This is a genomic window from Bulleidia sp. zg-1013 (genome assembly GCF_019798045.1).
In the GTDB taxonomy this organism is placed as follows: Bacteria; Bacillota_I; Bacilli_A; order Erysipelotrichales; family Erysipelotrichaceae; genus Bulleidia.
Genome location: NZ_JAGXEX010000002.1, coordinates 1 through 13,309 on the forward strand (window position 1 = coordinate 1; position 13,309 = coordinate 13,309).

General features: G+C 38.2%; 12 protein-coding genes. 10 read left to right on the top strand and 2 right to left on the bottom strand.

The annotated features are described in order from the left end of the window. Nucleotides 1–132: 132 nt before the first annotated feature. The 5 genes from K7I92_RS01730 (at nucleotide 133) to K7I92_RS01750 (ending at nucleotide 5,035) form a co-directional block, all read left to right on the top strand. Nucleotides 133–432, top strand: a complete 300-nt coding sequence (locus K7I92_RS01730) for a hypothetical protein (protein WP_220281797.1) — start codon at nucleotides 133–135, stop codon at nucleotides 430–432. A gap of 161 nt (nucleotides 433–593) precedes the next feature. Next, entirely contained in the window at nucleotides 594–2,066 is a 1,473-nt protein-coding gene (locus tag K7I92_RS01735) for an ABC transporter permease (RefSeq protein ID WP_220281798.1), read from the top strand. Then, on the top strand, nucleotides 2,066–2,983 hold the full coding sequence (oppC, locus tag K7I92_RS01740) for an oligopeptide ABC transporter permease OppC (protein ID WP_203244631.1): 918 nt from the start codon (nucleotides 2,066–2,068) through the stop codon (nucleotides 2,981–2,983). Before K7I92_RS01735 ends, oppC begins: the two co-directional genes overlap by 1 nt. 11 nt (nucleotides 2,984–2,994) lie before the next feature. Continuing rightward, nucleotides 2,995–4,104 (top strand): ABC transporter ATP-binding protein, encoded by a 1,110-nt coding sequence (locus K7I92_RS01745; protein ID WP_222150641.1) that lies wholly within the window; start codon nucleotides 2,995–2,997, stop codon nucleotides 4,102–4,104. Next, nucleotides 4,097–5,035, top strand: coding sequence for an ATP-binding cassette domain-containing protein (locus K7I92_RS01750; RefSeq protein WP_203244629.1), 939 nt, complete (start codon nucleotides 4,097–4,099; stop codon nucleotides 5,033–5,035). Before K7I92_RS01745 ends, K7I92_RS01750 begins: the two co-directional genes overlap by 8 nt. A 64-nt stretch (nucleotides 5,036–5,099) precedes the next feature. On the opposite strand, the gene K7I92_RS01755 is transcribed toward K7I92_RS01750, so the two are convergent. Beyond that, nucleotides 5,100–5,429, bottom strand: a complete 330-nt coding sequence (locus K7I92_RS01755; RefSeq protein ID WP_220281799.1) for a hypothetical protein — start codon at nucleotides 5,427–5,429, stop codon at nucleotides 5,100–5,102. 94 nt (nucleotides 5,430–5,523) lie between these two features. Between K7I92_RS01755 and K7I92_RS01760 the strand changes: the two genes are divergently transcribed. The 5 genes from K7I92_RS01760 (at nucleotide 5,524) to K7I92_RS01780 (ending at nucleotide 12,035) form a co-directional block, all read left to right on the top strand. Further along, nucleotides 5,524–5,931: a cell division protein SepF gene (locus K7I92_RS01760; RefSeq protein WP_203244627.1), complete on the top strand. Its 408-nt coding sequence runs from the start codon at nucleotides 5,524–5,526 to the stop codon at nucleotides 5,929–5,931. Next, nucleotides 5,921–6,658 carry a YlmH/Sll1252 family protein gene (locus tag K7I92_RS01765; protein WP_255594305.1) on the top strand — a complete coding sequence of 246 codons (738 nt, stop codon included), beginning with the start codon at nucleotides 5,921–5,923 and terminating at the stop codon, nucleotides 6,656–6,658. The genes K7I92_RS01760 and K7I92_RS01765 overlap by 11 nt, the downstream gene beginning before the upstream one ends. A gap of 11 nt (nucleotides 6,659–6,669) precedes the next feature. Next, complete coding sequence (locus tag K7I92_RS01770; protein ID WP_220281801.1) at nucleotides 6,670–7,137, top strand: hypothetical protein; 468 nt, start codon at nucleotides 6,670–6,672, stop codon at nucleotides 7,135–7,137. 222 nt (nucleotides 7,138–7,359) lie between these two features. Next, nucleotides 7,360–10,086, top strand: a complete 2,727-nt coding sequence (gene ileS / locus K7I92_RS01775; RefSeq protein ID WP_220282032.1) for an isoleucine--tRNA ligase — start codon at nucleotides 7,360–7,362, stop codon at nucleotides 10,084–10,086. A gap of 101 nt (nucleotides 10,087–10,187) precedes the next feature. After that, complete coding sequence (locus tag K7I92_RS01780; RefSeq protein WP_220281803.1) at nucleotides 10,188–12,035, top strand: flavocytochrome c; 1,848 nt, start codon at nucleotides 10,188–10,190, stop codon at nucleotides 12,033–12,035. Nucleotides 12,036–12,211: 176 nt separating this feature from the next. Here K7I92_RS01780 and metK read toward each other — a convergent pair whose 3' ends face one another. Continuing rightward, complete coding sequence (gene metK, locus K7I92_RS01785; RefSeq protein WP_222150642.1) at nucleotides 12,212–13,306, bottom strand: methionine adenosyltransferase; 1,095 nt, start codon at nucleotides 13,304–13,306, stop codon at nucleotides 12,212–12,214. Nucleotides 13,307–13,309: the final 3 nt, after the last annotated feature.

Genomic DNA, 13,309 nt, shown 5'->3' on the forward strand with positions numbered 1-13,309 from the left:
TAATATTATATCAGATATTACATATTATTACAAATGAAAATCCCTGAATTTGACATGAAAACAGCAAAAAAGCTAGTATTTACTAGCTTTTTAAGAAAATATTAAATTCAAAACTGTCAAATTCCCGTTAAGTTGAGTGAGTATGAGTCCCTATTAGAAAAAGCGGATGCGATTTCTGATGATATGAATAAACGTTATGAAGCTTATGCGAAAGCGGAAGCTTGGCTAACCGATAATGCTTTAGAAATTCCAATATCTTGTACACCAATTGGTTATCGTGTTTCCAGAGTGAAGCCATTTACAGCAGCATACTCCGATGCTGGTCCGGGTGGCGAAAAGTACAAACACTGGGTTATCCAAAAGGAAATCGTGACAGCTGAAGAGTACAACAAGGCTAAAGAAGAATGGATGAATAAGCGTACTGCTAAATAAAAGTCGTTTGATAAGGGAGGTTCGTGAAAACTTCCCTTTTTCTATTTTTGTAAGATAAATGAAAAAGTTTTCATAAATTGTTTTGAAAAAAATGTCATAAATGACGTGAAAATGACTTAAGGTTATGATAAACTATAACAGATATAAGAAAGGGTGAGATTATGAGCCGTTATGTTATAGGAAGATTGATTCGCTCGGTATTCTCCATTGTTGCGGTTGTGATTATCGCACTAACACTGGTGTATACCCAAATCGATCGCTCGAAGATCTTCCAACAAGATCCAACATGGGTGAAGTTAAATGATGAAGATTCCAAAACCCGCTATATGAATAGCGTGTATCAACGTTTGGGTTATTTAGATTTCAAGGAACAAGGTGATATTTGTCGAGGTAAGGGAGATGGCTGTATGGTCACAAACTCGAATGAAGCCAAAGTTGCGTTTGATGAATTAAAAAATAAGGGTTATACCGTTAAGACTTATCGTACAGGACTATACTATGCAACAAAGGAGTATAGTATTTTAGACTTGGTTAAAAATTGGTTTGGGCATTTAATTGAAGTGGATCATCCATGGCGTGTTTCGGATGATCAAAATCCGAATTTAGAAAGAAAATTTTATATTGAAAATGACTATAATGGCTTACCGGCCATTAAAGGATCGGGAACGGTTCATAAATATCTTCTTTATTTCGATGATAAATTCCCTTTCATTCATCAAAACTTTATTGGTTTGAACTTTGGGGTTTCTTATCCGACTTTCGGTGGTGTGGATGTCAAAGATGTATTGACGCAAACACAGGGCTCCAGTAAGCCGTTACCAATTACTTTTGAAACAGGTAAGAAAGCCAATAGTGCTTTACAGTTGCATGCTTGTAAATATAAAGCAACGAGTACGATGGATGATTTAGATAAAGGTCGTTTCTTGGATAACTATGCGAATTGTGACAATTTACATGCGGATCCTTCTATGATTGCAACTTCCATGATGATGGGTATTATTGCCTTAATTATTACCTATCTCATTGGTATTCCGGCGGGTATGACTATGGCTTCGCATAAGGATAAATGGCAAGATAAATTAGGCACCATTTATATCAATGTTATGTCGGCAGTACCATCTCTTGCCTTCATTTACTTTGTTCAATTCATTGGTTTGAAGATTGGTTTGCCGGATAAATTTCCAACTTTGGGTGCCCATAATATTCGTTCGTATATTATACCGGTCTTAATTTTAGGCTTGATGTCTACGGGTGGTATTATGATGTGGATGCGCAGATTTATGTTGGATCAGGCAAGTTCTGATTATGTTAAGTTCGCAAGAGCGAAGGGTTTATCGCAAAGAGAAATCTTCCGTAAACATATTTTACGCAATGCTTCAATTCCCCTAGTGAATGGTATTCCGGCTGCAGTTATTTTAACAATTTCCGGGGCGGTGATTACAGAAACTGTCTTTGCAATTCCGGGCATGGGTAAGATGCTGCCGGATGCGATTAAGGCATACAATAACCCAATGGTTATTGCGATTACCTTTATCTTGACAACATTATCGATTATCTCATTATTGTTAGGTGATTTATTGGTAACGGTTGTTGACCCTCGTATTCAATTAACCTCGAAAGGAGAAAGCCGATAATGAATGATGAATTATTTACATTTGTGGATATTGATTCAGAAGCATCCGAACATATTGCCAGTCCTCATTACTCTTATTGGAAATCAGTTTCCCGTAAATTCTTTTCCAGTAAGACTGCTATTTTCTTCTTAGTGTTGTCCTTAATTGTTATATTAATGGCAATTATTTATCCATCTATTTCAGGCTTTAATCCAGCGTTGAAGCCACATGTTAACGACTTTTCCAGACGTTTTATTAAACCGAATGCGACTTTCTGGTTTGGAACGGATACCGTTGGCGATTCCTTATTTGATTCCGTTTGGTTAGGAACAAGGACATCTTTAAACTTAGCGATTATTGCGACCATTATCACAAACGTTGTTGGTGTTGTGGTTGGTGCTTTTTGGGGATATTCCAAGAAATTAGATGTCTTCATGTTAGAGCTTTATAATGTTATTGCTAATGTTCCATTCACGTTAGTGGTTATGGTCTTGATGTATGTTATCGGGCAAGGTTTCTGGCAATTGATTTTTGCTTTAACCGTTACTTCTTGGTTAGGAACGGCGTACTCTATCCGTATTCAAGTTATGATGATTCGTGACCGTGAATACAACTTGGCTTCCCGCTGTTTAGGAACATCAACACCAAAGATTATTCGTCATAATATTTTACCTTATTTGGTATCGGTTATTGTGACACAAGTTTCTCGTGATGTGCCAAACTATATTTCCTATGAGGTGTTCTTATCTTTCTTAGGCATTGGTTTAAGTGCAAACGACGTTTCTTTAGGACAATTGATTTCAAAATATTCGACTTTTATGACATCAGCAGCGTATCTATTCTGGATTCCTGTCTTCATGTCAGCGATTATTTCCGTATCGCTTTATATCGTTGGACAGACTTTAGCGGATGCTTCTGATCCAAGAACCCATATGTAAGGAGGGAAATCATGTCAGAGATGAAAATGAATTTAGATGCTTCTTTAGATAAAAATGGGAGTAAGAAAGCGGTCTTAAGTGCTCGGGATATTATCGTTAAATTTCATGTTCGTGAACGTATCTTAACCGCCATTCGTAATGTTTCGATTGATTTATACGATGGTGAAACTTTAGCGATTGTGGGTGAATCCGGCTCCGGTAAGTCGGTTTTCACAAAGACGTTTACAGGTATGTTAGAAGCTAATGGTTTTATTCCTCAAGGACGCATTATGTTTGAGGGAAAAAATCTATTGGATAATAAGAATGATAAGGAATGGGAAGCCATTCGTGGTAAAAAGATTGCGACTATTTTCCAAGATCCGATGACCTCTTTAAATCCTATTCGTTCCATTGGTTCCCAAATTACGGAAGTCATCATGAAGCACCAAGGTAAATCCATCAGTGAGGCGCGTGTTGAAGCGGTTAGCTTGATGAAGAAAGTTGGTATTAATAATGCCGAGAAACGCTTTGATGAATATCCTTTCCAATATTCCGGGGGGATGCGTCAGCGTATCGTTATTGCGATTGCCTTGGCTTGTCATCCCAAGATTTTAATCTGTGATGAGCCAACAACGGCTTTGGATGTTACAATTCAAGCTCAAATCATTAAATTGATTAAGGATTTATCGGCTGAATACCACTTCACAACAGTTTATATTACCCACGACTTAGGGGTGGTGGCGAATGTAGCGGATAAGGTTGCCGTTATGTATGCCGGTCAAATTGTGGAATATGGTACGGTAGAAGAAATCTTCTATGATCCAAAACATCCATATACGTGGGCATTATTAAGCTCTTTACCTCAGTTAGGGATCAAAGGTCAAGATTTATACGCCATTACCGGAACCCCTCCAAGTCTATTTGAAGAGATTAAAGGGGATGCCTTTGCGCCACGTAATCCATATGCGATGAAGATTGATTTTGAACAAGAACCACCCATGTTTGCGGTAACGAATACCCATTTAGCGAAGACTTGGTTAATGGATCCGCGAGCACCAAAGGTGGAAAAACCGGAAGCGATTCGCAACTTGCATGAACGTTTATTAAATACATTAGGAGAAGGAGGTATCTATCATGGCTAAGACAGATAAAGAAGTATTGATTTCAGCCAAGAATTTAGAAGTTACCTTTGGTTCTGGACATAATAAGTTTGTGGCGGTTAAGGATGTGAACTTTGATGTTTATCGAGGTGAAACCTTTTCGCTTGTGGGTGAATCGGGTTCCGGTAAGACAACCGTTGCCCGTGCTTTAATTCGTATTAATCCATTAAGCGATGGTGAAGTTATTTTTGAAGGTAAGAAAATTTCCGGTAAAATTTCAAAAGAATTGGATCGGGAAGTTGTTAAGAAAATCCAAATGGTTTTCCAAGATCCGGCCGCTTCTTTAAATGAAAGGGCAACGGTAGATTATATTGTTTCTGAAGGACTATCGAATTTCCATCTATACAAAGATGAGGAAGAACGTCGTAAGAAAGTAATCGATGCTCTTATGGAAGTGGGTCTTTTAGAGGAACATTTATCTCGTTATCCACATGAATTCTCAGGTGGTCAACGCCAACGTATTGGTATTGCACGTGCTATTATTATGGAACCGGAATTGTTAATAGCCGATGAGCCTATTTCAGCGTTGGATGTGTCCATTCGTGCCCAAGTTTTAAATTTATTGAAGAGGCTTCAAAAGGAAAGAAACTTAACAACCGTCTTTATTGCCCATGACTTATCGGTGGTTCGCTTTATCTCCGATCGTATTGGGGTTATTCATTTAGGTCGTATTGTTGAATTGGCGGAAACGAATGAATTGTTCCGTAATCCATTGCATCCATATACGCAATCATTACTGGCGGCTGTACCAATTCCCGATCCGCAAATTGAAAAGAACAAGATGGTTCCTTCTTATTCCATTGATGCCCACCATTATGATACGGATAAACCAAGTTTCCAAGAAATCAAGCCCGGTCATTTTATTTGGGCAAATGAAGCGGAAATGAAAGCGTATCGTAAGGAATTAAAATAAGACTTAAGCGAGCTTAAGTCTTTTCTTCCATCCAATCAATAAAAAATGGTTCTAGGAACCGGTATCAGTAAAATAAATGCAAGACTGCACAAAGAACTAATACAACAAAAGAAGCGTAAAAAATGTTGTTGGGAATATCTTTTCTTCTTTCGATGATATCTTCTCGGTAGGTCTTAAAATCATGGTGTTTGAGCTTTCGATAACTTAGAAAGGCATAATCCCCTTTAATCCAAGAAAGACGGAAAATTCCAATCGCAAAGTAAATGAAGCCAACCATGGCTAGGGTATTGATAAAATGCAAGAGTGTTTTTTGAAAGAAAAGGGAAATGAAAGCTAGCAAGATAGCTAGACCAACCCAGATCCAAGTATTTAAGTTGCGATAAGCTTTTAACATGTTAGTGGTATTATAAAAGAAAAAAACAAGAATGAAAAGTGTATTCTAAAAAGAAAACTGATATAATTTGAAAAGAGATAAAAGAGGTATAGATATGGGTTTTGATAAATTAAAGAACTGGATTGCTCCAATTGATGAAGAAGACGAAGATGCTTTAGAAGTCAATACACAAGAAATGGAAACCATTTCGCCGGTGAGCAGTTATGAAACAACGAAGTCGAATATAAAGAAAGTAGCAGGTGATACGCAAGTGGTATTATTTGAACCCCGTGATTTTAGCCAAGCGGAAGAGGTTGGCAAACATTTGAAAGAACGTCGTGCAGCGGTTGTTAATTTACATAAGTTACCAAGGGATGCAGCGCAACGCATGATTGATTTCTTAACCGGTGTTGTTTATGCTGTGGATGGTTCAATTCAAAAAATTGGTCATAATGTGATTTTATGCACACCAAAGAATGTTCCGGTAGAAGGCGCTATCAATTTAAACAGTGATGAAGACTAGGGATTTTGATACCTTAGTAGCTCATTTGCGTGACTTACAGTTAAAAAGTGAATTATGGAATACTTGTATCTGTTCAAACTTTTTAGAGGAAGCTGAACAAACAAAGCTATTACCTTTATTTCCTGAGAGTAGTTGTCTTTATTACTTTGGTGGATACAAAGGTGCCATGAAGAAAAAAGTCATCTTCTCACCAATGGGAGAGGATGGCTTTTCTGATATTGTTTGCCTAAAAGCAAAGATTGACCAAAGATTTCGTAAGATTGGTCATAAGGATGTTTTAGGAGCACTGATGAGCTTACAAGTGGAAAGAAGTTCCTTTGGTGATTTCTGGATAGAAAACGATGCGATTTATCTTTACACAAGTGAAGACATGGTTTCCTTTTTTGAGCAACATCTCACGCAAGTGAATCAGTTGCGTATTCATTGGGAAAGACTAACGGATTATCCTGTTTATGAAAGAGCTTTTCGTGAGTTTGAAGTGATTGTGGCTAGTTATCGAATTGATGCGATGGTATCTGCATTGATGAAAACATCACGGGAAAAAGCGAAGCACCAAATTCAAGCCGGACAAGTATCGGTAAATCATGAAATGATTGAAGATGCCGGTAAATTGTGCCATAATGGGACTACGATTTCTATACGTGGCTGTGGAAGATTTCAATTTATTGAGATGATTCGGCAGGCGAAAAGCGGTCGTCTGGTTGCGCATATGAAGCAATATATCTGAAAGGAGAGTCCATGGGTCAGCGAGCAAGATTTCGAAAAACCAAAAATGGTTATGATCGTTTTGCGGTTGACGCAAAAATGGAAGAAATGGAAGCTGGTTTATCTGTGCTGACACGAAAATTGGAGTTGTACCAAAATAGTATGGTTGAACTTCAAATGGAGAATGATCGATTGCGTCAAGAATTAGCACTTCTACAAAATAAAAGTCAAGAAGCGGAAGTTCAAGCCAACCAAATTAAGTCGTTAGCCCTCAATGAAGCAACGAAGATTATCAATACCGCTCATGAAAATGCGGACATGATGATTCAAGAAACGCTGGCGAATGCTCATTCTGTTCTAAGACAATTAACCGTTCTATACGAAGATGCGGGCATTGTGAAGAAGGAAATGAAAGAACAATTAGCGCAAATCAATAAGGAATTGGATGCGTTTAAGCTTCCTGATTTACCGGATCGGGAATGGCTAAAGTATTTTGAATAAGTGATTACGATGAACAGGACAAGCCAACTTGTCGGAAATATAGAGAGCCTTTGCTTGCTGGAAAAAGGCAAGAAGACAAGAAATGGATATCACCCGGGAGTAAACGTGATTCTGCGTTAAGGAAAAATGAAGGGTATGGTCTTTGACTATAAACTAAGGTGGTACCGCGTTTTAAAACGTCCTTAGAAGATAAGGACGTTTTCTTTTGTAAAGGAGGTCACAATGGATTACAAAGAAACTCTAAATATGCCAAAAACAGATTTTGAAATGAGAGGAAATTTGGCGAAGAAGGAACCAGCTATTTTAAAGAATTGGGAAGATAAGAAGCATTATGAAAGTATCCTAAAGCAACATGAAGGACAGCCATCTTTTGTATTGCATGATGGTCCTCCTTATGCGAATGGTAACTTACACGCCGGAACAGCGATGAATCGTTCCATCAAGGATTTTATTGTGAGAAGTCATGCGATGCTTGGTTATTACACACCATTCTTTCCGGGTTGGGATACCCATGGTTTACCAATCGAAAATGCGATTCAGAAATTGGGTGTGGATCGTAAGTCAATTTCAGCCACTGAATTCCGTCGTAAGTGCGAAGAGTTTGCCCATGGTCAAATGGCAAGCCAAATGGAAACGGAAAAGCGTTTGGGACAAATTGCCGATTATGATCACCCATATATTAGCTTACAAAAAGAATTTGAAGGTCGCCAAATTCGCAGCTTTGCGAATATGGCTTTGAAGGGAATGATTTTCCAAGGCTTAAAGCCGGTGTATTGGTCACCTTTTAATGAAACAGCCGTAGCGGATTCGGAAATTATCTATAAAGATGTCAAAGACACGACGATTTATTTGAAGTTTCCAATTGCGGATGGGAAAGGTGTTTTAGATGAAGAGGATAACTTCGTTATCTGGACAACAACCCCCTGGACCATTCCTTCTAATGAAGCCGTAGCGGTGCATCCTGATTTAGTGTATGCACAGGTATTAACCGATGCTGGTAAACTAGTGCTTTTAGAAAAGTTTGTTGAGAAATTATTAGCCAAATTTCAATTAGAAAATAAAGGTATTTTAAGAACCTTTAAAGGTCGTGAATTAGAAAACATTACCTATCATCATGTGGTCTTAGAGAAAGATTGTCCTTGTTTGTTAGGAAACCATGTGACCGATGAAGATGGTACAGGGGTTGTTCATACCGCAGGCGGTCATGGTTTGGATGACTATTTGGTTTGTCAAAAGTATGGTATTGCGCCAATTTGTTCGGTCAATGCACGTGGATACATGAATGAAGAAGCAGGTAAATATGAAGGCATGTTCTTTGAAGATTGCTCGAAGTCTATTCTTCATGATATGAATGAAAAAAAATTCTTATTGGCTGTAGAAAATATCACCCACTCGTATCCGCACGATGACCGTTTAAAGAAGAAGGTCATTTTTAGAGCTGTCAAGCAGTGGTTCTGTTCGATTGATAAAGTTCGCACACAAGCTTTAAAAGAAATTGATGAAGAAATTAAATGGCACAATTCCTTTGGTCAAAAGCGAATGCATAATATGATTGCTGACCGTGGAGATTGGTGTATTTCGCGTCAACGTCTATGGGGAGTTCCCATTCCCATCCTCTACAATGAAGATGGTAGTCCAATTATGGAAAAAGAAGTTTTTGAGCATATCGCTCATTTAGTAGATGAGTTTGGATCAAATATTTGGTTTGAAAAACAAGCACAAGATTTATTGCCGGAAGGATATACGAATCCAGCTTCACCAAATGGTTTGTTTAGTAAAGAAAAAGATATTATGGACGTTTGGTTTGACTCGGGTTCTTCTTGGAATGAACTAAGTGCACGTGGCTATGATTATCCATGTGACTTGTATTTTGAGGGTTCAGATCAATACCGCGGTTGGTTTAACTCATCCCTGATTGTTTCAACAGCTGTAAATGGTAGAGCCCCTTATAAAGAAGTGTTAAGCCATGGCTATGTGGTGGATTCAAAGGGTGAAAAGATGTCAAAATCACTTGGTAATGTTGTCAATCCATTGGATATTATTAAGGTGAATGGAGCCGACGTATTTCGTCTTTGGGCAATGGCTTCCGACTTTAAAGAAGATTTGAAGTTAGGGGATAGTAATATCAAACAAACTTCTGAACAATATCGTAAAATTCGTAATACTTTCCGTTTCTTGTTAGGAAATATTTCACGTGATGATTTTAATCCAAGCAAAGATTTAGTCGCTTTTGAGCAACTAGAAAAGGTTGATCAACAAGTTCTTGTGTTACTAAATGATCTTGTGAAGCAAGTCCGTAAGGATGTCGAAGAATACAATTACTTAGCTGTGAATAAGGAATTAATGTATTTCATGGTGAATGTGCTTTCTTCTTATTATTGTGATTTCACAAAAGATATTCTGTATGTGTCCGCAAAAGAAGATAAACGCCGTCGCCAAGTTCAAACGGTATACTGGACTTGTGTGGATGCTTTAGTGAAGTTATGGGCACCATTCTTAGTCTATACGATGGAAGAAATTTGGAGCCATTTCTCCCATTTAGGAAAAGAATCGGTTCATTATGAAGAATTCCCAAAGGTTCAAAATTATGGGCAAGAAATAGAATTACGAGAAGAAATCAATCGTTTATTCGATTTGCGTTCATTAGTCACCAAAGCAATTGAAGAAGCTCGTCATGAAAAAATAGTGGCTTCTTCACAAGAAGCGAAGCTTGTTTTAACTCTTAGCAAAGAAAACAAGAGCTTATTGGAAAGGAATTTAGGCTCTTCTTTAGCCCAATGGTTGATTGTCAGCCAAGTGGAATTGAATGTGGGAGAACAAAAGGTTGAAGTTCTAAAGGCAAGTGGTCAAAAATGCCCTCGTTGTTGGAATTATGATGAACAGGTGGATGAGAATGGTTTATGTCCCCGTTGTCATCAAGTGATGGAAACTTTTAAAATCATTCGATAGGATAAAATCGCTAGTGTTTCACTAGTGATTTTTCTTTATATAGACCATTAGTTTAATAGGTTTCTATGGTATGATAGTACTGCTGATAAGGGGGATAAATAATGAAAAAGTTTTTGTCAGTTATCTTGTTAGCTTTTACTTTGGTTTTGAGTGCTTGTTCACCAAAGTCTAGTTTAAGTTTTAAAGCCGGTACTTATACAGGTAGTGCTAAGGGCAGAAATGGTGATGTGGCAGTTGAAGTGACTTTAAGCGAAAAGAAGATTGAAACTGTTAAGATTACCAAGCAAGAAGAAACAAAGGAGATTGCATCGACTGCTTTGAAGAAGATTCCCGAAGAAATCGTGAAGAATCAATCTTTGGCTGTCGATAGTGTTTCGGGTGCTACTTTAACAAGTAAAGCTATTTTATCGGCTACGGAAGCAGCGATTAAGTCTTCCGGTGCTGATGTAAATGCTTTAAAGAAAGCTATTAAGAAGGAAAAAAAGAAAGAAGAAACATTAAACACGGATGTGGTCGTTGTTGGTGCCGGCGGGGCCGGGTTAACCGCCGCTATTACAGCGAAACAAGCCGGAAAGAACGTGGTTGTTTTAGAAAAGAAAGCCATTGCGGGTGGTAACAGTACTTTATCTACAGGTGGTATGAACGCAGCCAAAACAAAACTTCAAGATAAAAATAAGTTTGTTGAAGGTTCCGGTATTGAAAAGACATTGAAGAATGCTGAAAAGTATTCGGAATTAAAACCTTTGGCAGATAAAGTGAAAACACAATACACGGAATACAAAAAGAATCCAAGCGGTTATTTTGACTCTGTCGATTTATTCGTCTTAGATACTATGATTGGTGGTAAGAATTTGAATAATCGTACTTTAGTAGAAACATTGACTAAAAATAGTGCTTCAGCCATTGATTGGTTAAAAGAAAATGGGGCTGATTTATCGCAAGTTGGCTCTTTCGGTGGTGCTAGTGTTAAGAGAATCCATAAGCCGGTGAATGCGGAAGGTAAGACAATTGCGGTTGGTTCTTATTTAGTTCCAATTCTGCAAAAGAAAGCGGAAGAACTGGGTGTGAAGATTATTTATGAAGCGGCAGTAAAGGAAATATTAGTGAAGGACGGCAAGGCTGTTGGGGTTAAAGCGGATGGTTATACAGTCAATGCGAAATCGGTTGTTTTAACAACGGGAGGTTTTGCGGGTAACGCAGAAATGGTTGTAAAGTTAAAACCTGAATTAAAGAGTATGGCAACAACCAATACATCCGGTATCACAGGTGATGGTATTAAGATGGCAGAAGCCATTGGGGCTAATACAGTGGACATGAACCAAATCCAAATTCATCCAACGGTTGAGTATGAATCAAAATCTTTGATTACAGAAGGTCTTCGTGGTGATGGAGCTATCTTAGTAAATTCAGAAGGTAAGCGTTTCTTTGATGAAGTTGGTACACGTGATGCGGTATCACAAGCTGAATTGAAGCAACCGGGCGGTTTTGCATGGTTGGTTGTGGATCAGGCTATGGTAGATAAATCCAGTGTTATTGCCGGCTATATCAAGAAAGGTTACACCAAGACCGGTAAGAGTGCAGAAGAATTAGCAAAAGTGATTGGTGCTGATGAAGTAAATTTAGCGAACACCTTAAAGACATGGAATGGTTATGTTGCTAATAAGAAGGATCCGGAATTCAATCGTACAAGTTTTACAAATCCTTTAAATAAAGCACCATACTATGCAATTAAAGTAAGCCCCGGTGTACACCACACAATGGGCGGTATCCAAATCAATGAAAAGGCTGAAGTATTGAATAAAGAAGGAAAAACCATTGCGAACTTATTCGCTGCCGGTGAAGTAACTGGTGGGGTGCATGGGGCTAACCGTTTAGGTGGTAATGCGGTAGCTGACTTCGTTATTTTTGGGCGTATTGCCGGAACAAATGCAGCTAATAATGTTAAATAAGAATTGAAAAGTCAGTGAAAGCTGACTTTTTTAAATGGTATTGCCGGAATTGGAAGGTGAAGCGAAAGATTCTGACTATCAATGAAAATTGATACATTAGTGGCTGATTTTTATTTAATTGAAGATGGAAAGTTTGAACAGTTCACTACTAAGAATGAAGTATTAAAAAAGCCTCACTAGAGGCTGATTTTTTTAAATTGTTCCCAGGGGAGATAAGGCTTACCAAAGTGACCATAATTGGTGGTTTGGGTATAGATAGGTCTTTCAAGGTCTAATTCTTGAATCATATTTTTTACCGAGAAGTTAAAGTTTTTTTGTACAATGACTTCTAGTTCTTTATCGCTGTAAGCAGATGTACCAAAGCTATTCACATTGATAGAAATGGGATTTGGTTCACCAATCGCATAGGACAATTCAATTTGGCATTTCTTAGCTAAACCATTTGCGACAAGATTGCGACAAACATAACGAGCATAATATGCGGCGCTACGGTCTACTTTCGTTGGATCTTTGGATGAGAAACAACCACCGCCAATCGGCGCATAACCACCATAAGTATCCACAACAATCTTTCGACCCGTCGTTCCTGAATCACCCCAAGAGCCCCCGACAACAAAGGAACCGGATGGGTTGATTAAGAATTTTGTATTTTCATCAATCAATTCAGGTTTGACAACAGGAACAATAACTTGCTCATGAATAAGTTTTTTCAATTCTTCTTGACAGATGCTTTGGCTATGTTGGCTTGAAATAACAATAGTTTCAATTCGCTTTAACTCACCATCTTCATACTCAACAGTTACCTGCGTTTTCCCATCCGGACCTAGTAAAGTCGGATTTTCTCGACGAACTTGTTCGAGACGTTTCGCTAACATATGGGCACAATCAATCGCAAAAGGCATATAAGATTTCGTTTCATCCGACGCAAAGCCAAACATAATGCCTTGGTCACCGGCACTATATTCCTCATGATTAACAGCGGAGTTAATTTCTGCGGATTGTTTATTAACTTTTAAAATCACATGGTATTCCTCCGGATAACCAATGTCTTTTAAGACTTTCTTGGCAATGCCTTCATAATCAATCTTTGCGCCGGTGAAAGCTTCTCCATAAACAAAGATGGTATCGTCTTTGATGGTCGCTTCCACAGCCATGTGGGATTTGGAATCTTGTGCCAAAGCCGCATCAAGAATAGAGTCCGCAATTAAATCACAGATTTTATCCGAATGTCCAGAAGTAACCGATTCAGATGTAAAATAATATTTTGCCACAAT